The sequence below is a fragment of the Enterobacteriaceae bacterium Kacie_13 genome (assembly GCA_013457415.1).
GTDB lineage: Bacteria > Pseudomonadota > Gammaproteobacteria > Enterobacterales > Enterobacteriaceae > Rahnella.
Genome location: CP045665.1, coordinates 4,649,551 through 4,667,467 on the forward strand (window position 1 = coordinate 4,649,551; position 17,917 = coordinate 4,667,467).

The 17,917-nt window shown below is 52.7% G+C and carries 19 protein-coding genes and 1 pseudogene; 9 read left to right on the top strand and 11 right to left on the bottom strand.

From position 1 onward, the window contains the following. Window positions 1-113: 113 nt before the first annotated feature. The 5 genes from pstS to phoU all read left to right on the top strand — a co-directional run bounded on the left by pstS (window position 114) and on the right by phoU (window position 4,786). A complete protein-coding gene (pstS, locus tag GE278_21320; GenBank protein ID QLK63135.1) occupies window positions 114-1,154 on the top strand; it encodes a phosphate ABC transporter substrate-binding protein PstS in 1,041 nt (346 codons plus the stop codon). Window positions 1,155-1,346: 192 nt separating this feature from the next. Beyond that, window positions 1,347-2,303 (top strand): phosphate ABC transporter permease PstC, encoded by a 957-nt coding sequence (gene pstC / locus GE278_21325; GenBank protein ID QLK63136.1) that lies wholly within the window; start codon window positions 1,347-1,349, stop codon window positions 2,301-2,303. A 1-nt stretch (window position 2,304) separates the two neighbouring features. After that, window positions 2,305-3,192, top strand: a complete 888-nt coding sequence (pstA, locus tag GE278_21330) for a phosphate ABC transporter permease PstA (GenBank protein ID QLK63137.1) — start codon at window positions 2,305-2,307, stop codon at window positions 3,190-3,192. Between the two features lie 87 nt (window positions 3,193-3,279). Further along, on the top strand, window positions 3,280-4,047 hold the full coding sequence (gene pstB / locus GE278_21335) for a phosphate ABC transporter ATP-binding protein PstB (protein ID QLK63138.1): 768 nt from the start codon (window positions 3,280-3,282) through the stop codon (window positions 4,045-4,047). 10 nt (window positions 4,048-4,057) lie between these two features. Continuing rightward, entirely contained in the window at window positions 4,058-4,786 is a 729-nt protein-coding gene (gene phoU / locus GE278_21340) for a phosphate signaling complex protein PhoU (protein ID QLK63139.1), read from the top strand. Window positions 4,787-4,851: 65 nt separating this feature from the next. Here the strand turns inward: phoU and GE278_21345 are convergent, their stop codons facing one another. Next, window positions 4,852-5,544, bottom strand: a complete 693-nt coding sequence (locus GE278_21345; protein ID QLK63140.1) for a TetR family transcriptional regulator — start codon at window positions 5,542-5,544, stop codon at window positions 4,852-4,854. Window positions 5,545-5,668: 124 nt separating this feature from the next. Here GE278_21345 and GE278_21350 point away from each other — a divergent pair, with 124 nt between their 5' ends. Together GE278_21350 and GE278_21355 are read left to right on the top strand one after the other, a co-directional pair. Continuing rightward, the gene (locus GE278_21350) at window positions 5,669-6,502 is read left to right on the top strand and encodes a TIM barrel protein (GenBank protein QLK63141.1); all 834 of its coding nucleotides are present in this window, start codon (window positions 5,669-5,671) and stop codon (window positions 6,500-6,502) included. A gap of 125 nt (window positions 6,503-6,627) precedes the next feature. Beyond that, the gene (locus GE278_21355; GenBank protein QLK63142.1) at window positions 6,628-7,965 is read left to right on the top strand and encodes an NCS2 family permease; all 1,338 of its coding nucleotides are present in this window, start codon (window positions 6,628-6,630) and stop codon (window positions 7,963-7,965) included. 86 nt (window positions 7,966-8,051) lie between these two features. On the opposite strand, the gene GE278_21360 is transcribed toward GE278_21355, so the two are convergent. Together GE278_21360 and GE278_21365 are read right to left on the bottom strand one after the other, a co-directional pair. After that, on the bottom strand, window positions 8,052-8,621 hold the full coding sequence (locus GE278_21360; protein ID QLK63143.1) for a hypothetical protein: 570 nt from the start codon (window positions 8,619-8,621) through the stop codon (window positions 8,052-8,054). A 91-nt stretch (window positions 8,622-8,712) separates the two neighbouring features. After that, on the bottom strand, window positions 8,713-9,438 hold the full coding sequence (locus GE278_21365; protein ID QLK63144.1) for a hypothetical protein: 726 nt from the start codon (window positions 9,436-9,438) through the stop codon (window positions 8,713-8,715). A gap of 323 nt (window positions 9,439-9,761) precedes the next feature. Here GE278_21365 and GE278_21370 point away from each other — a divergent pair, with 323 nt between their 5' ends. Then, a complete protein-coding gene (locus GE278_21370; GenBank protein ID QLK63145.1) occupies window positions 9,762-11,657 on the top strand; it encodes a methyl-accepting chemotaxis protein in 1,896 nt (631 codons plus the stop codon). A 65-nt stretch (window positions 11,658-11,722) separates the two neighbouring features. Here the strand turns inward: GE278_21370 and GE278_21375 are convergent, their stop codons facing one another. Further along, window positions 11,723-12,610 (bottom strand): LysR family transcriptional regulator, encoded by an 888-nt coding sequence (locus GE278_21375; GenBank protein ID QLK63146.1) that lies wholly within the window; start codon window positions 12,608-12,610, stop codon window positions 11,723-11,725. A 98-nt stretch (window positions 12,611-12,708) separates the two neighbouring features. Here GE278_21375 and GE278_21380 point away from each other — a divergent pair, with 98 nt between their 5' ends. Further along, on the top strand, window positions 12,709-13,308 hold the full coding sequence (locus GE278_21380; protein QLK63371.1) for a short chain dehydrogenase: 600 nt from the start codon (window positions 12,709-12,711) through the stop codon (window positions 13,306-13,308). A 70-nt stretch (window positions 13,309-13,378) separates the two neighbouring features. On the opposite strand, the gene mnmE is transcribed toward GE278_21380, so the two are convergent. The 7 genes and pseudogenes from mnmE to GE278_21415 form a co-directional block, all read right to left on the bottom strand. Then, window positions 13,379-14,743 carry a tRNA uridine-5-carboxymethylaminomethyl(34) synthesis GTPase MnmE gene (gene mnmE, locus GE278_21385; protein ID QLK63147.1) on the bottom strand — a complete coding sequence of 455 codons (1,365 nt, stop codon included), beginning with the start codon at window positions 14,741-14,743 and terminating at the stop codon, window positions 13,379-13,381. Window positions 14,744-14,854: 111 nt separating this feature from the next. Beyond that, window positions 14,855-16,489, bottom strand: a complete 1,635-nt coding sequence (yidC, locus tag GE278_21390) for a membrane protein insertase YidC (protein ID QLK63148.1) — start codon at window positions 16,487-16,489, stop codon at window positions 14,855-14,857. Between the two features lie 2 nt (window positions 16,490-16,491). Further along, the gene (yidD, locus tag GE278_21395; protein ID QLK63149.1) at window positions 16,492-16,749 is read right to left on the bottom strand and encodes a membrane protein insertion efficiency factor YidD; all 258 of its coding nucleotides are present in this window, start codon (window positions 16,747-16,749) and stop codon (window positions 16,492-16,494) included. Further along, window positions 16,713-17,072, bottom strand: coding sequence for a ribonuclease P protein component (rnpA, locus tag GE278_21400; protein ID QLK63150.1), 360 nt, complete (start codon window positions 17,070-17,072; stop codon window positions 16,713-16,715). Before rnpA ends, yidD begins: the two co-directional genes overlap by 37 nt. Window positions 17,073-17,089: 17 nt before the next feature. After that, window positions 17,090-17,233 (bottom strand): 50S ribosomal protein L34, encoded by a 144-nt coding sequence (gene rpmH, locus GE278_21405; protein ID QLK63151.1) that lies wholly within the window; start codon window positions 17,231-17,233, stop codon window positions 17,090-17,092. 33 nt (window positions 17,234-17,266) lie between these two features. Next, window positions 17,267-17,569, bottom strand: a pseudogene (locus GE278_21410) (hypothetical protein). Further along, window positions 17,566-17,814, bottom strand: a complete 249-nt coding sequence (locus GE278_21415) for a hypothetical protein (GenBank protein QLK63152.1) — start codon at window positions 17,812-17,814, stop codon at window positions 17,566-17,568. The pseudogene GE278_21410 and the gene GE278_21415 overlap by 4 nt, the downstream one beginning before the upstream one ends. Between the last annotated feature and the right edge of the window lie 103 nt (window positions 17,815-17,917).

A 17,917-nucleotide genomic window follows, 5' to 3' on the forward strand; every position in this document is an offset into this window, starting at 1 on the left:
TGTCATATTAAGTACATTTTACTGTCACTAAACTGTCCTATTTTCCTCCTGTGCCAAACACTTTAATTAACGTCGACATTAGTCGGGAAGTTTAAAACCACCAGGAGTGGAACATGAAATTGATGCGTAACACCGTCGCCGGTCTTGTAGCAGCGACTTTTTCCCTCACAGCAATGTCTGCTTTCGCTGCCACTAACCTGACTGGCGCTGGCGGTACCTTCCCTGCACCTGTTTACGCTAAGTGGGCTGATGCTTATCAAAAAGCCACGGGCAATCAGGTTAACTATCAGGGCATCGGTTCTTCCGGCGGCGTGAAACAAATCATCGCCAAAACCGTTGATTTCGGTGCGTCCGACGCCCCGATGAAAGAAGAAGATCTGAACAAAAACGGCCTGTTCCAGTTCCCGACCGTGATCGGTGGCGTGGTACTGGCTGTTAACATCCCTGGCATCAAATCCGGTCAGCTGACGCTGGACGGCGCGACGCTGGGTGATATCTACCTCGGCAAAATCAAAAAGTGGAACGACGCGGCGATCACTAAGCTGAATCCGGGCGTGAAACTGCCAGACACCAACATCGCGGTTGTTCGCCGTGCTGACGGTTCCGGTACCTCTTTCGTGTTCACCAGCTATCTGGCGAAAGTGAACAACGAGTGGAAAGAGAAAATCGGTTCCGGTTCTACCGTTAACTGGCCTACGGGTCTGGGCGGTAAAGGTAACGACGGCGTGGCGGCATTCGTGCAGCGTCTGCCAGGCTCAATCGGTTACGTAGAATACGCTTACGCTAAACAAAACAACCTGGCTTACACCAAACTGGTGGATGCCGACGGTAAAGCGATTTCCCCGACTGAAGAATCCTTCAGCGCAGCGGCGAAAGGCGCTGACTGGACGAAAACCTTCGCTCAGGACCTGACCAATCAGAAAGGTGACAATGCGTGGCCAATCAGCTCCACCACCTTCATCCTGATTTATAAAGACCAGCAAGATGCAGCCAAAGGTACTGAAGTGCTGAAGTTCTTCGACTGGGCTTACAAAAACGGTAACAAGCTGACGACCGATCTGGATTACGCCGCACTGCCTGATTCTGTGGTTGAGCAGATCCGCGCAGCGTGGAAAACCAATGTTAAAGACTCCAGCGGCAAAGCACTGTACTAGGAATACCCGTCATACTTGAAGCTGTACCGGCGTTAGCTACGCTCGTTCACCCGAATCACTTAATTGAGTAAGTGATTCGGGATTCACTTGCTTGCTGCCTTGGTGCAACTCCAATTATTTTGGGTATAGTAACTCTGCTTCATTCCCTCTCCGGCCGGGGAGGGAATTAAATCTGAATTAAAAGAGAGTGGTATGGCTGAATACAAGCCGGCTATCAAGGCACCAGGCAAAAACGGTGACATCATCTTCGGCGCGCTGGTCAAACTGGCTGCGCTGATCGTGTTATTAATGCTGGGCGGTATTATCGTCTCGCTGTTTATTGCTTCCTTACCGAGCATCGAAAAGTTCGGTTTATCCTTCCTCTGGAATAAAACCTGGGACGCTCCGAACGAGCAGTTCGGCGCATTGGTACCTATTTACGGTACCGTCGTGACCTCGATTATCGCCTTGCTGATTGCCGTACCTGTCAGCTTTGGTATCGCATTATTCCTCACCGAACTGGCACCCAACTGGCTGAAACGTCCGCTGGGTATTGCCATCGAACTGCTGGCGGCTATCCCCAGCATTGTTTACGGCATGTGGGGTTTATTCGTTTTTGCACCACTGTTTGCGCAGTACTTCCAGACGCCGGTCGGTGACGTACTTTCCGGTATCCCGATTGTTGGCGCCCTGTTTGCAGGCCCCGGTTTTGGTATCGGTATTCTGGCCGCAGGTGTGATTCTCGCTATCATGATCATCCCTTACATCGCCTCGGTGATGCGCGATGTGTTCGAGCAAACGCCGGTGATGATGAAAGAGTCCGCTTACGGCATCGGTTGTACGACGTGGGAAGTGATCTGGCGCATCGTACTGCCGTTCACCAAAAACGGTGTGATTGGCGGTGTGATGTTAGGTCTCGGCCGCGCGTTGGGTGAAACCATGGCTGTGACCTTTATCATCGGGAATACCTACCAGCTCGACAGCGTCTCGCTGTACATGCCGGGCAACAGTATTACCTCTGCGCTGGCCAACGAATTCGCCGAGGCCGAAGCCGGTCTGCACACTGCCGCGCTGATGGAACTGGGCCTGATTCTGTTCGTGATTACCTTTATCGTTCTGGCGCTGTCGAAAGTGATGATTATGCGTCTGGCTAAGAAAGAGGGCCGTTAAGATGACGACACTCGAAATGCAAAGCACTCCTGAACTGCTGGAGTCGCGCCGTAAACGTCAGGCATGGCGTCGTCAGAAAAATCGTCTGGCGCTGCTGGTCTCGATGATGACGATGGCGTTCGGTTTGTTCTGGCTGGTGTGGATCCTGTTCACTACCGTTGTGAAAGGCGTCGACGGTATGTCGCTGGCGCTGTTCACCGAAAACACCCCGCCACCGAATACGGCGGGCGGTGGTCTGGCGAACGCCATCGCGGGCAGCGGATTGCTGATTTTGTGGGCGACCGTAATCGGTACGCCACTGGGCGTGATGGCGGGGATTTATCTGGCTGAATATGGCCGAAAATCCTGGCTGGCGGAGTTCATTCGTTTCATCAATGACATTCTGCTTTCCGCGCCTTCCATCGTTGTCGGCCTTTTCGTGTACACCATTATGGTAGCGAAAATGGGGCACTTCTCCGGCTGGGCGGGCGTTCTGGCGCTGGCGCTGCTGCAAATTCCTATCGTTATCCGCACCACTGAGAACATGCTCAAACTGGTGCCTGACAGCCTGCGTGAAGCGGCTTATGCACTGGGTACACCAAAGTGGAAGATGATTTCCGCCATCACGCTCAAAGCGTCGGTGTCCGGCATTATCACCGGTATCTTGCTGGCGATTGCCCGTATCGCCGGTGAAACTGCGCCGCTGCTGTTCACGTCACTCTCCAACCAGTTCTGGAGCACGGACATGATGCAGCCGATTGCCAACCTGCCGGTGACCATCTTCAAATTTGCGATGAGCCCGTTTGGCGAATGGCAACAACTGGCCTGGGCGGGCGTGCTGCTGATAACGCTGTGTGTGCTGCTGCTGAACATTCTGGCGCGTGTGATTTTCGCGCAGAAGAAACAATAATTCATGATGAATGGCAGGCGATAACGGCTGCCGTCACTGTTTTCCCGGCGTCGCAATGCGGCGCGCGAATAAGAGAGATGTCTGAGAATGACTGACGCATCCAACAGCAAGATTCAGGTTCGCGATCTGAACTTTTATTACGGCAAATTCCACGCGCTGAAAAATATCTCCCTGGATATTGCTAAGAATGAAGTAACCGCGTTTATCGGCCCGTCGGGCTGTGGGAAATCCACGCTGCTGCGCACGTTCAACAAAATGTATCAGCTGTATCCTGAGCAGCACGCGGAAGGCGAAATCCTGCTCGACGGCGAAAACATTCTGGTCGATAAGCAAGATATCGCCCTGCTGCGCGCCAAAGTCGGCATGGTTTTCCAGAAGCCGACGCCGTTCCCGATGTCGATATACGACAACATCGCGTTTGGCGTGCGTTTGTTTGAAAAGCTTTCCCGTACCGACATGGACGAGCGCGTGCAGTGGGCGCTGACCAAAGCGGCGCTGTGGAATGAGTCCAAAGACAAATTACATCAGAGCGGTTACAGCCTCTCCGGCGGCCAGCAACAGCGTTTGTGTATCGCGCGCGGTATCGCGATCCGCCCTGACGTGCTGCTGCTCGACGAACCCTGCTCGGCGCTGGATCCGATTTCCACCGGCCGTATCGAAGAGCTGATCACCGAACTGAAATCTGATTACACGGTAGTGATTGTGACGCACAACATGCAGCAGGCTGCGCGTTGTTCGGACCGCACTGCGTTTATGTATCTGGGCGAACTGATCGAATACAGCGACACCGATTCGCTGTTCACTTCGCCAGCGCGTAAACAGACTGAAGATTACATTACTGGCCGCTACGGTTGAGGTAAGAAAAATGGATAACCTGAACTTAAACAAACATATTTCCGGCCAGTTCAACGCAGAGCTTGAGCATATCCGTACTCAGGTACTGGCGATGGGCGGGCTGGTTGAACAACAGCTGACGGACGCCATCACCGCGATGCACAATCAGGACGCGGAGCTGGCGCAGCAGGTCATCAAAGGCGATGACAAAGTAAACATGATGGAAGTGGCGATCGACGAAGCCTGCGTGCGCATTATTGCCAAACGCCAGCCGACCGCCAGTGACCTGCGTTTAGTCATGGCGATCATCAAAACTATTTCCGAGCTGGAGCGTATCGGCGATGTGGCGGATAAAATCTGCCGTACCGCGCTGGAGAAATTCTCGCATTTGCATCAGCCATTGCTGGTCAGTCTGGAATCGCTGGGCCGCCACACCGTGCAGATGCTGCATGACGTGCTGGATGCGTTCGCGCGCATGGATCTCGACGAAGCGGTGCGGATTTACCGGGAAGACAAGAAAGTGGATCAGGAATATGAAGGCATAGTGCGCCAACTGATGACCTACATGATGGAAGATCCACGCACCATTCCAAGCGTTCTTACTGCGCTGTTCTGCGCCCGCTCTATCGAACGTATCGGTGACCGTTGTCAGAACATTTGCGAATTCATCTTCTACTTCGTGAAAGGTCAGGATTTCCGTCACGTTGGCGGTGACGCATTAGACAAGTTGCTGACAGACAGCAAAGAAAAGAAAGACTGATCTGCCTGCGAAATGTAAAAACAGAAAAGGCCTCATACGAGGCCTTTTTGCTGTCCGATCAGCGGTTATTTCATCACATAGCGCAGCGCCACCATCACCGCCAGCTGGCGATAATGCGCGACCTGAAAATCCACTTCGTCAGGATTTTCAAACAAGGCACCGAAGGTGTACTGGTTAGCGACCTGATGCACACACAGACTGCTGATCAGCCTGTGGACATCACGCGCCTGCGCATCGTCTTTAAACAGATGGCTCTGTTTTCCTCGCTCGAGAATATCTTCCAGTAACGTTAAGGCCGATTTATTGATTTCACGGATACTGGTGGACTGGCGGATGAAGCGCCCGCGCAGCATGTTTTCGGTCGAAACAATACGAATAAATTCCGGGTGTGAGACGTGGAAATCAAAACTGGCTTCTACCAGTCTGACGATCGCTTCTGCCGGTGGAAAGGCTGATAAATCCAGATCGAGCTCATGCTGGCGGATCTCCCGATACACGTGCTCCAGCACCAGCAGATACAGCGCTTCTTTGGTCTTATAGTGATAGACCACCATACGTTTTGTGGTGTTGGCGTTGGAGGCGATATTCTCCATACGTGCGCCCATCAGGCCAGACTCGGCGAATTCAGCCAGCGCGCTGTCGAAAATACGCTGCTTCAGGCCTATCGGATCATTTTTACGTCCCGGCGCCGGGGAACTTTGGCTGCTCAGCGTCTTACCCTCATCATTAACCACATTCACGCCCCAAAGATTAACCATTGATCCGCTCAGTTACAATCCGCCGGGCGACAATCCGTGCATTCACACGCGCCTGTGATACTTGACGAACCGGGGATCAGGGTCCACTACTGTAAGACCGAAACCTGAAAAAAAGGACGCTATTTTGCCTGCCACTTCACGATTACGCTCCATTGCGACGGTTTCTGTACCCGGAACCATGCCTGAAAAACTTAAGGCGATTGCCGCGGCGGGGTTTGATGGCGTGGAAATCTTCGAAGATGACTTGCTGAAAAATCCGCTAAAACCGGCCGCTATCCGCAATCTGGCCGATTCTCTGGGATTGCGGCTGTTCCTGCTGCAACCTTTTCGCGACTTCGAAGGTGTTGCGCCGGAAAAAAGGCCGGAGAAACTCGCCAGCGCGCGACGACAGTTTGATCTGATGAGCGAGCTGGGCTGCGATCATCTGCTGGTATGCAGCAATACCAATACCGACAGCTCGGCCGATCGCGACGTGCAGATTGCTGACCTCGCTGCACTGGCTGATATGGCGCAGCCGTACGACATCCGCATCGGCTATGAAGCTCTGGCGTGGGGGAAACACGTTAACCGCTATCTGCAGGCGTGGGATCGCGTGCGGGAAGTGAATCATCCGGCGCTCGGTATCGTGCTCGACAGCTTTCACATCCTTGCTGTCGGCGATAATCTCGACCGGCTGGACGAAGTGCCAGTGGATAAAATCAGCTTCCTGCAACTGGCCGATGCGCCCTACAAAGACATGAACGTCCAGCAATGGAGTCGCAGTTATCGCTGCTATCCCGGACAGGGTGATTTACCGCTGGTTGATTTCGTCAGTACGCTGAATCAAAAAGGGTTCAGCGGTCCATGGTCGCTGGAAATCTTTAATGACAAAACCTTGCCGCTGGCCGACGGCCTGCGCTCGCTGGTGGAGTTGGAAAAACGAATGCTTGCGCATGAACTCGCGGTGCTTAAAGACTGATTTATTGCTCATGTAGACTGACTGCTACTGCGGTCAGTCTTCCTGCCTCCATCCATTGCTGGCGCTTTCCGGCTAAAATCCTTAGGATACCCCCCGATTGTTTTTCCCCCATTTGGAACTCACACATGAGCACACCACACAGCAACGCGACCGCTGGAAAAGGGCTGGCTGAACGTCTGTTTAAACTGACGCAGCACGGCACCACGGTTCGCACTGAAACTATCGCCGGTTTAACCACTTTCCTGACCATGGTCTATATCGTTTTTGTTAACCCGCAAATCCTGGGCGTCGCGGGAATGGATAAGCAGGCTGTCTTTGTGACCACCTGCCTGATCGCCGCCTTCGGCAGCATCCTGATGGGTGTGATTGCTAATCTGCCGGTAGCGCTGGCGCCTGCGATGGGTCTGAACGCGTTCTTTGCGTTTGTGGTCGTGGGTGCGATGGGGGTCTCGTGGCAGGTCGGGATGGGCGCCATTTTCTGGGGCGCTGTCGGTTTACTGCTGCTGACCATCTTCCGCATCCGCTACTGGATGATAGCCAATATTCCCATCAGCCTGCGCGTGGGGATCACCGCGGGTATCGGACTGTTCATCGGTATGATGGGGCTGAAAAACGCCGGGATCATCGTTGCGAATCCTGACACCATCGTGACCATCGGCAATCTGACCTCGCACAACGTACTGCTTGGCGTACTGGGCTTTTTCATTATTGCCGTGCTGGCGTCGCGTAATTTCCATGCCTCGGTGCTGGTGTCTATCGTCGTTACGACGCTCATTGGTCTGGCGATTGGGGATGTGCATTACACTGGTTTCTGGTCGATGCCGCCGAGCATCACCACCGTAGTCGGTCAGGTGGATCTGAAGGGTGCACTGAACATCGGTCTGGCGGGCGTGATTTTCTCCTTCATGCTGGTCAACCTGTTTGACTCCTCGGGCACGCTGATTGGCGTGACCGACAAAGCCGGGCTGGCGGATGCGCAGGGTAAATTCCCGCAAATGAAGCAGGCGCTGTACGTCGACAGCGTGGCCTCTGTGGCAGGCGCGTTCATCGGGACATCGTCAGTAGGCGCTTACATCGAAAGCACCTCTGGCGTCTCTGTGGGTGGCCGTACCGGCCTTACCGCAGTAGTAACTGGTTTACTGTTCCTGCTGGTGATCTTCATTTCACCTCTGGCGGGCATGGTTCCTGAATACGCCGCAGCCGGCGCGCTGATTTATGTCGGGGTTCTGATGACCTCAAGTCTGGCACGCGTGTCGTGGGATGACCTGACCGAAGCCGTTCCTGCGTTTGTGACAGCAGTGATGATGCCGTTTAGTTTCTCCATTACCGAAGGTATCGCGCTGGGCTTCATCTCATACGTTGTGATGAAACTGGGCACAGGCCGCTGGAGAGAAATCAGCCCATGCGTAGTCGTCGTGGCATTGCTGTTCGTACTGAAAATCGCGTTCGTTGACGGGCATTAATTCGTAAGAAACCCGCTTTCAGGCGTTAAAAAAGCCCGTTCACTTTTAAACAGTGAACGGGCTTTTTGCATCCGGGAATACCGAAATTATTGGCTGACGCGATGCGTGTAATCAGCAAAGGCGGTGAGCTGGCCCTTTAGAAAATCCAGCGTGCCCTGGTCGATCACCTCGCCGGTTTGTTCATCGACTTTACTTTGGATCACGCCGCCCATGAACTCAGGTTTGTTCATGACCATTGCATCGAGGAACACCAGAATCTGGCGCAGATGATACTGGCAGCGCGCACCGCCAACCGGCCCCATCGAACTGGTCTGGATCAGCACCGGTTTCCCGGCCAGTGGCTGGTTTGGCAGACGGGAAATCCAGTCGATGGCATTCTTCAGGCCACCCGGCACCGAGTAGTTATATTCCGGCGTCACGATGATCACGCCATCGGCCTGACGAATTTGTTCCGCAATGGCCTCGATATCTGCCGGGAACCCTTCTTCCTGTTGAACGTCGGCGTCGTATAGTGGCACTGAGCCGATGGAGGGCAGCGCCTCAATGGTGACACCGGCTGGCGCGACTTTCGGCAGCGAGCGGGCCACCATTGCGTTGTAAGATCCTTTACGAAGACTACCTAACAGAGTGACAAACTTCAGTGGCTGACCTGACATGGCTTTCTCCTGCTTTGGTTAACTTAGGGTTCTACCATAAACGAAAAGCTGTGCCACGATATACAACGTTAATGAAAACATAAGTGAAGTTTTATTTGGCGGGCGGCAGGCTGATGAATTTCATGTAGTGCGGCGATTCAGATTGCTGGTCCACTGACAGAGTTTGCGTGCGGGTAAACCCATTTTCCGGTTCATAGCGCCAGCACTGTAAACGGATAATCGACGGTGACTGTGCGCACGCCCAGGTGATAGAGCCTTCTATGTCGCTCATTACCTGCGCCTCCGGCGTGACGGTTGAACGTAAACGTCCGGAGGCCGGATTTAAGCTGAGCGTCAGTGGATTTTGCTCATTGATGCCAGACATCTTCAGCATGCTCTGGCGGATGCACCACAATTGCAGGGAAGACTCGATCGGATCGGACTGCATGGCAATCCAGGTTTTCTCGACGGCGGACAGTTGCACCTGCTGTTGAGGATTCACCAGCGCGCTGCGGGCGTGAATGATCTCAAGATCAAGCCCGACTTTACCTTCGCTGCTGATCAAAACGCCGACCGTACTGCCAGCATAGGCCAGACTGAAATCGGGCAAATCGGGGGATTCAAAGCTTGGACGACCGCTGGGTAAGGTGATGACATTGGGCAACTCGGGAATGCCGTACAAATAGAAAATCATTTCTGCCAGCAGAACGCGACCATTCAGAAAGCGTCGGCACTGTTTTTCGGAAAGGTTTCGTGAGGATAATACGATGTCTCTGGGCACCCGGTGTGTATCAGGTTCGGCATCCGTTACTGCCCATCTTGCAAAATGGCACGCCATTGTTCACTCCATGATTAATGGTTCGACCATATTTTCTCAACATGCGATAAGAATAACATTAAGAGAAATCATTAAAAACCGCTTAAGACCCGCTATACACCACAGTTTTTTTACGTTTCAGAAAGTTTTTCATAACGTTTTAGTGAACGCTATTACGTTGTTAGCTTCGTAATGAGAAAGAATATCATCCGCATGATGTTCTGGCTTTTCACCCAGATGATCTGACCACCAGATATATCTACTATAGCAACATAAAGAAACACCAGAAAATGCCGTTAGTAGTTAAGCAGCGATCTCGCTGCTTTGCCGGTGAGTACCCTAATATGTTAAAAACAACACAGTCTCGCTTTATCGCATTGATCAGCTTGTTTTTTATTGTGCTGGTCATCGTTACACTCATTGTTATCCAGGTCTTTATCGCACCCCAGCTGAAGCAAACAGAAAGTAATCTGGTTGCCAATCAGGTAGATGATGTGGCGGTCGCCATCAACGATCGTCTGAATAAAGTAGAATCACAGGTGCGTACCATCACACAAACCGTGGCACAGATGGACAGCGACAGCATTGATCGCCTGCTGCCTGCGCTGGTCGATCAGTATGGTGATACCGCCGTCTTTGGCGGTGGTATCTGGCCACTGCCAAACCAGCGCGATCCCGCAAAAATCAAATTCAGCACTTTCTTTGCCCGTAATAATAATAATGAACTGACGGTCAACACCTTCTGGAACAGCGCTGAATCGCCAAACTACTTTGATCAGTCATGGTATCTGGCTGCGTCAAAAGGTGAAAAAGGACAGTGCGTCTGGGCTCCGGCCTATTTCGACGACGCCAGCACGCAGCCGCGAACTAACTGTGCGATGCCGATTTACAAAGGCGACAAACAGTGGGGCGTAGCCACCATCGATGTCACGCTGGGCTTCTTTAACCAGCTGGTGACCGGGATGGAGAAAAAGGTCAATGCGACGATTTATATCGTGGAGAAAGACGGCACGATTGTCGGCACCAGCCACGCCAGCGATGAAAAGCTGCCAAAACTGGCGTCATTAGGTGAACAGTCAGCGCTTGCGGCGCAAATCCGCACCAGTCTCGATCAGATTGATGGTAAGGCGAATCTGGTCGCGGATTACGATAACAATGGCACATCCCACACAATGTTTATGAGCAACATTCAGGGGCCGTGGTATATCGTCACGGATATGCCGACCAGCCAGTTGCTGGCGCGCACGCACAGTATTCTTGCCAGCCTTGGCATGGTGCAAATCCCGATGGTATTACTGTTGTTAATCGTACTGATCGTCGCCATTAAAATTTTCATGCGCCAGCTGGCTGCGCTGCAAAAAAACATCAGCCAGCTTTCTGCCGGTGGTGCGGATCTCACCCGTCGTTTACCGGATAGCCGCAGCCCTGAGTTCAACGCAGTCAATCAGAGCTTCAACAGCTTCCTGGCGTTCCTGCAATCTATCCTGCGGCAGGTCGGTGACAGCAGTATGGCAATCACTTCGGCGTCGCGGCAGATAGCCAGCGGAAATCTTGATCTCTCTGCGCGAACTGAAGAACAGGCCAGCTCAATTGTGCAAACTGCCGCCTCGATGGAAGAACTTACCAGTACGGTTAAACAGAACGCCGCTAATGCCGAAGGAGCAAATCAGCTGGCGCGCGATGCGTCGGCCGTTGCTGAGAAAGGATCTGAAGTAGTCAAACAGGTGGTAACGACCATGGGATCGATCACCCGTTCATCCCATAAGATTGTCGATATCATCAGCGTGATCGACGGTATCGCCTTCCAGACCAATATTCTGGCGCTCAATGCCGCTGTAGAAGCAGCGCGCGCAGGTGAACAGGGGCGAGGTTTTGCGGTGGTAGCCTCAGAAGTTCGTAGTCTGGCGCAGCGTTCGGCCACGTCTGCCCGCGAGATCAAAAAACTCATCGAAGACTCTGTGGCGGATATTGCCACCGGCAGCCAGCTGGTGGCTACGGCGGGCACCACGATGGATGAAGTGATGGGCGGCGTGAATAACGTGGCGACTCTGATGAACGAGATCATGTCCTCCAGTCAGGAACAAAGTCTCGGCATTGAGCAGGTCAATATAGCCATCACCCAGCTTGATAACGCCACGCAGCAAAACGCCGCGCTGGTGGAACAGGTTTCTGCTGCCGCGCAGGCGATGCAGGATCAAACCGTTCAGCTGGAAACCGTGGTAGCGGGCTTCAAGCTCTGATTCATCAATTGAGTCTATATAATATTGAGCGGTAAGTGAGCGATCACTTGCCGTTTTTTGCATGGTCAGTAATCCGCATTTTCCACAAAGAAGTTAATCAGACTGCTGAGCTTCGGTCGTGGTCGGAAATCGGGTAAATACACCAGATTAATCGGCCTTGGCACGGGAACAAATTCCTCCATCACGGATATCATTCGCCCGGCAGCCAGATCGTCAGCCAGCAAAACTTTCGGTTGCAGTAGCAGCCCTGCATCCTGCAAAGCCGCGCAGCGCAGGGCGTTGCCATCGTTGGAGATATAACGGCCAGACAGCGGCCATTTCGAGGTGCTTCCGTCGGCGTTGGTCAGCTTCCAGCCATCACTGTGATTCCACACTGCATGGATCAGGCACGAATGCGTTTTCAAATCCTCCGGCGATTTAGGTGTGCCGTATTTTTGTAAGTACGCCGGCGTGGCGCAAATCACCATTTCATAGGGTTTCATTGGCCGGGCGACCAGCCGATCATCACCGATGGGGCCGATACGGATCGCCGCGTCATAACCTTCCTCGATGAAATCCACACGGGTATTACTGAGCGTCAGCTCCACCTGAACCTGCGGAAAAGCGTCTAAATAGCGGGCAAGTAAAGGTGATACCACGTTTGCGCCGAGCGACACCGGTGCGCTTATGCGCAGCAGTCCGCTCGGCGTCGTTTGCAGACCCTCTACGGTACTTTCTGCCCATTTCACCTGCTCCAGCACGCGTTTGCTGTTTTCGTAGAAAACTGCGCCTGCCTCGGTCAGATTCTGTTTACGCGTGGTTCTCTGCACCAGGCGCGTACTCAGATGCTGCTCCAGTTGCTGTATATGTTTGCCGACCATAACGGCGGAAATGCCTAGTTTCTCTGCCGCCGTGCTGAAATTCCCGGTTTCAACAACGGCCACAAAGACTGCCATATTCCGTAACTTATCCATATTGCTAACCTGTGGTTAGTTCAGAGCGAATAACTGTTCTATATATCTAACCTGAAGTTTGGTCAATGATGTTACGGTCAGCAACTGAGGAGTAAATGATGAAAATTTTAGTGATTGGCGGGACAGGCACTTTAGGTAAAGCAGTCGTCAGCGAGTTTACGGGAAATCATGAGGTGATCACTGCGGGTAAGACCCATGGCGATTTTCAGGTAAATATCACCGACGAAAGCAGCGTAAAGGCGCTTTTTCAACGCACTGGGAAAATTGATGCGATCATCGCGACGACAGGCAGTCTGCATTTTGGTCCGTTAGAAGAGATGACTTCAGAACAATTCAATACCGGCTTGCAGGATAAACTGCTTGGTCAGGTGCGCATTGCGCTGATCGGCCAGAAATTTCTCAATGATAATGGTTCGATCACTCTGACCAGCGGCATTATCGCTGAAGAGCCTATTCGCCAGGGCGCTAACGCCACCACGGTGAATGCGGCCGTCGAAGGTTTTGTTCGCGGAGCTGCCATCGAATTACCGCGTGGGATCCGCATCAACGTCGTCAGCCCGACGGTGGTTGAGGAATCGCTGCAAAGTTACGGTCCGTTCTTCCCAGGGTTCGAAGCCGCACCCGCCGCCCGCGTGGCGAAAGCTTACCGCCGTAGCGTCGAAGGCTCGCAGACCGGGCGTGTTTATAAGGTGTGGTAAGGCGTGGTGAGCGTAAGATAATAAAAAACCCACATTTCACGATGTGGGTTTTTGCTTTGAGGCGGCTAAATCACTTACCAATACAGAAACTTGAGAAAATACGTCCCAGCAAATCATCGGATGTGAATTCACCGGTGATTTCGCTCAGCGACTGCTGCGCCAGACGTAACTCTTCTGCCAGTAATTCACCCGCCCAGGCACCTAACAGCTGGTCTTTACCCTGAACCAGATGCTGTGCTGCGTCTTCCAGCGCATGCAGGTGGCGGCGTCGGGCGAGGAATCCGCCTTCCATATTGTGGTTGAAGCCCATGACCTGTTTAAGATGATCGCGCAGCAAATCGACGCCGTCGCCGGTACGGGCGGAAAGACGGATAAGTGAGTGACCATTCACTTCTCTTTGACCCAGTGCTTCGCCGGTTATATCAGCTTTGTTACGTACAACGACAATAGGCAACGTTGCTGGCAGGCGCGCCATAAACTCTGGCCAGATGTCAGCAGGCTCTGTGGCGGTGGTTGTCGTGCCGTCCACCATAAACAGTACTAAGTCAGCCTGTTCAATCTCATTCCATGCACGTTCGATACCGATGCGCTCAACTTCGTCACTGGCTTCGCGAAGACCGGCAGTATCGATGATATGAAGAGGCATGCCATCAAGATGAATATGTTCACGCAGTACGTCGCGGGTGGTACCGGCGATATCTGTGACGATTGCCGCTTCGCGCCCCGCTAAGGCGTTGAGCAAGCTGGATTTACCGGCGTTAGGGCGTCCGGCAATCACCACTTTCATCCCTTCGCGTAGCAGGCTGCCCTGACGTGCTTCGGCACGCACGGCGTCGAGATCGCCCATCACGGTATTAAGTTTCGCTTCGATTTTACCATCGGACAGGAAGTCGATTTCCTCATCCGGGAAATCAATCGCTGCTTCTACAAAGATCCGCAGGTGAGTGAGTGCTTCCACCAGATGATGGATCCGCTGAGAGAACGCGCCCTGCAAGGAGTTGACTGCCGAACGCGCGGCCTGTTCGGAGCTGGCATCGATGAGATCGGCGATCGCTTCTGCCTGCGCCAGGTCGAGTTTATCGTTAAGGAAGGCTCGTTCAGAGAATTCGCCGGGACGCGCGATGCGCACATTTTCCAGCGCGATGATGCGACGGAGCAGTAAATCGAGGATCACCGGGCCGCCGTGTCCCTGCAGCTCCAGCACGTCTTCACCGGTAAAGGAGTTCGGGCCGGGGAACCACAGCGCGATGCCCTGATCCAGCGTGCTACCGTCTGCATCCTGAAACGGCAGATAATCGGCATAACGTGGTTTGGGCAGCTTACCTAAGACAGCCAGTGCCACATCCCGTGCCGCACGGCCTGAAATGCGCAAAATGCCAACGCCCCCCCGACCGGGAGGTGTTGCCTGGGCAATGATGGTATCTGAGGTACTCATAGCGTTTTTCCCAACGGGTAATTATGGATGTGCAAAAGGCGGTCAAATGACCGCCTTTGTCTTTTTATCATCAAGTTTAGCTGTCAGGACGGAAGCCGCCCTGACAATCACTTATGACTTTTTCTTGTCGCGGCTGTGCAGGCCACGTTTTTCCAGCCCGCGATAAATCAGCTGCTGCTGGAGAATGGTCACCAGGTTACTGACGATGTAGTACACCACCAGACCGGACGGGAACCACAGGAAGAACACGGTGAAAATGACCGGCATGAAGGTCATGATCTTCTGCTGCATTGGGTCGGTCACGGTAGTCGGCGACATCTTCTGAATGAAGAACATCGTGATACCCATCAGAACCGGCAGAATGTAGTACGGGTCTTGCGCTGACAAGTCATGGATCCACAGGATGAATGGCGCATGGCGCAATTCAATGGAGCCAGACAGCATGTAATACAGTGCCAGGAAGATTGGCATCTGAATGACCAGCGGCAGACAGCCACCCAATGGATTCACTTTCTCCGACTTGTACAGCGCCATCATTTCCTGACTCATGCGCTGTTTGTCATCACCGATACGTTCACGCATGGCCGCCAGTTTCGGCTGCAACATACGCATTTTCGCCATCGATGTGTACTGAGCGCGGGTCAGGGGATACATGATACCGCGGACAATAAAGGTGATAACGATGATCGAGAAGCCCCAGTTGCCGACAAAACCGTGAATGAATTTCAACAGTTTGAACAGTGGCTGAGAGATGAACCATAACCAACCGTAATCCACTGTCAGGTCAAGGTGAGGCGCGATAGCGGCCATCTTGTCCTGAATTTCAGGGCCAACCCACAGGGTGGACGCAACTTGTTGCTGTGCGCCCTGTGCCACGGTAAACGGTGTGCCTTTAAAGCCAATCGTTGAGATACCGTTGTTGGTGGTGGTGAAGAAGGTGTTGGTGTCTTTCGCAGACGGGATCCACGCTGTCGCAAAGTACTGCTGCAACATCGCAACCCAGCCGCCCTGCGTGGTGACATTCAGCGCTTCGCTCTTATCGAACGCGTACTTCTGATATTTGTCATCGCTTGAGGAGTATGCTGCGCCGCGGAACGTGTGCAGAGCAAAATTATTGCTGCCAGTATCACGGTGCTTAGGTAAATCGGTGGTTTGTTTCAACTGGCCAAATAAGGTCAGTTCAAGCGGAGCTGGCGAGGTGTTGTTGATGTTGTATTCAACGTTCACCGCGTAAGAACCACGTTTGATCACGAAGGTTTTGGTGTAGACCGCACCGTTCTGAGCCGTATAGGTCATCGGGATGCGCAGTTCAGACTGGCCTTCAGCCAATGTGAAAGTATCCGAGCTTGCCTGGAATAGAGGACGTTCGCCGTTCGCCGGATTGTCTGGACCATTTTTGCCTGTCAGACCGCTTTGCGCCTGATAGACGAAATTAGGAGTGGTTTCCAGTAACTGGAATGGCTGGTTAGAACCCAGAGTCGTAGGGTAAGCAGTCAGCAGAGCCTGCTCAATGTCGCCACCACGAGTGTTGATAGTTAATGACAGAACATCACTGTTAACTGTAATTAATTTACCCTGACCGCTGCCAGGAACAGCCTGGTTAGCAGCATCACCGTTTGCGGTATTCGCAGTCTGTTGCGTGGTCTGGTTGGCCGGTTGCGGAGCGTGGTCCGTTTGCCATGCCTGCCAGATCATGAAAGACACGAACAGCAGAGCGATGAGGAAAAGATTGCGTTGCGAATCCATCGTTAGAGTTCTCTGTTATTGTCGGTTTTCGGCGGTACGGGGTCATCACCACCTGGGTTCAAAGGATGGCATTTTAATACGCGTTTCAAAGTCAACCAACTGCCTTTTAACACGCCAAAACGACCAATTGCTTCAATACCGTATTGAGAGCAGGTTGGTCGAAAGCGGCAATGCGGCCCGAGCAAGGGACTGATGAACAACTGATAACCACGTATCAGTTTAATCAGGATGCGGGTGCCTGTCGGCAATGTCGACGCCATAATTTCTCCAACGCTTCCGTCAGCGCGCGATTATCTAAATCGGCGACACCCTTTTTGGCTACCACTACAAAATCCATCGCCGGCAGCGTGTGCTGATTCAGTCGGAAACTTTCGCGGGTAAGGCGTTTGATCCGATTGCGTTCATGAGCGCGTTTGACGTGTTTTTTAGCGACGGTAAGACCGATGCGGGGATGCCCCAGCTCGTTCAGGCGGCCGAGTATCGTAATTTGCGGCGTGCCAGCCCGTTGTGGCTGCTGGAAGACGAAAGTGAAATGACGGGGAGTTAACAAACGTAACTCCCTGGGAAAAGCGAGCTTAACCACTAATTCGATTAGCTTTATTACTTGGAAGCAGCTGACAGACGAGTACGGCCTTTCGCACGACGGCGGGCCAGAACCAGACGACCATTTTTGGTTGCCATACGAGCACGGAAACCGTGGGTGCGGTTGCGCTTCAATACGGACGGTTGGAAAGTGCGTTTCATAGCGATTTCTACCTAAACTTAAATTATTACTGATCAGTAAACGCGAAGACATTTCGGCGAAAATACGACCGATGCCCTTGTCGCAACATATAAAGAAGCGGGATTGTAATAACTGTACAGTCCTGAGTCAATTTACATTGCCAGAAAGGGTCCAAATGTTTACCAGAATGGCCCGTGGTCACACCGCAAATCCATCTGGTTATGACCATCAGGAACACAGGCTTGACACATAGGGCTGAGAATTATACGGACTCTGAGGCAAATCGCAAGGATCCTTGTCTGATCCTTATCCACAGGCCTGAGATCTTGTGTGCGATCTGCTGAAAAATGTCTCAGCGGAGTCCTATTTTTTCACCAGAGTGATGATTACATCGCCTAATTTTAAAAGGATCGGCTAAGCTTACCCACTTGCCGACTACTGCCTGTGGATAAAAAGGATCTAAACTGTCAGGAAGGGGAGGATCTCTGTGCCGGATTGCGTTATGATCCGCCATTCCGATCGCGATCCCAGCCGGGATGCTGTCGACAAAAATCGCAAAAAGCGGTTCGCACGTGACTTTATGCCGCTGACAGGGTGGCAAAAGAAATTTCCCCCATTCACCGGGCGGGACGTGTGTCAAAAATCATGATTTAAAAAATATCCTGATCCTTTTCTTTTTTGATCTTGTTCGAGTGGAGTCCGCC

What these genes read in the sequence shown, in the direction of transcription:
- pstC (QLK63136.1), top strand. Translation starts at nt 1,347, where the DNA reads ATGGCTGAATACAAGCCGGCTATCAAGGCACCAGGCAAAAACGGTGAC.
- GE278_21380 (QLK63371.1), top strand. Translation starts at nt 12,709, where the DNA reads ATGAAAATTTTAGTGATTGGCGGGACAGGCACTTTAGGTAAAGCAGTC.
- phoU (QLK63139.1), top strand. Translation starts at nt 4,058, where the DNA reads ATGGATAACCTGAACTTAAACAAACATATTTCCGGCCAGTTCAACGCA.
- GE278_21345 (QLK63140.1), bottom strand. Translation starts at nt 5,544, where the DNA reads ATGGTTAATCTTTGGGGCGTGAATGTGGTTAATGATGAGGGTAAGACG.
- yidC (QLK63148.1), bottom strand. Translation starts at nt 16,489, where the DNA reads ATGGATTCGCAACGCAATCTTTTCCTCATCGCTCTGCTGTTCGTGTCT.
- GE278_21375 (QLK63146.1), bottom strand. Translation starts at nt 12,610, where the DNA reads ATGGATAAGTTACGGAATATGGCAGTCTTTGTGGCCGTTGTTGAAACC.
- rpmH (QLK63151.1), bottom strand. Translation starts at nt 17,233, where the DNA reads ATGAAACGCACTTTCCAACCGTCCGTATTGAAGCGCAACCGCACCCAC.
- yidD (QLK63149.1), bottom strand. Translation starts at nt 16,749, where the DNA reads ATGGCGTCGACATTGCCGACAGGCACCCGCATCCTGATTAAACTGATA.
- pstS (QLK63135.1), top strand. Translation starts at nt 114, where the DNA reads ATGAAATTGATGCGTAACACCGTCGCCGGTCTTGTAGCAGCGACTTTT.
- GE278_21365 (QLK63144.1), bottom strand. Translation starts at nt 9,438, where the DNA reads ATGGCGTGCCATTTTGCAAGATGGGCAGTAACGGATGCCGAACCTGAT.
- mnmE (QLK63147.1), bottom strand. Translation starts at nt 14,743, where the DNA reads ATGAGTACCTCAGATACCATCATTGCCCAGGCAACACCTCCCGGTCGG.
- pstB (QLK63138.1), top strand. Translation starts at nt 3,280, where the DNA reads ATGACTGACGCATCCAACAGCAAGATTCAGGTTCGCGATCTGAACTTT.
- GE278_21360 (QLK63143.1), bottom strand. Translation starts at nt 8,621, where the DNA reads ATGTCAGGTCAGCCACTGAAGTTTGTCACTCTGTTAGGTAGTCTTCGT.
- pstA (QLK63137.1), top strand. Translation starts at nt 2,305, where the DNA reads ATGACGACACTCGAAATGCAAAGCACTCCTGAACTGCTGGAGTCGCGC.
- GE278_21370 (QLK63145.1), top strand. Translation starts at nt 9,762, where the DNA reads ATGTTAAAAACAACACAGTCTCGCTTTATCGCATTGATCAGCTTGTTT.
- GE278_21355 (QLK63142.1), top strand. Translation starts at nt 6,628, where the DNA reads ATGAGCACACCACACAGCAACGCGACCGCTGGAAAAGGGCTGGCTGAA.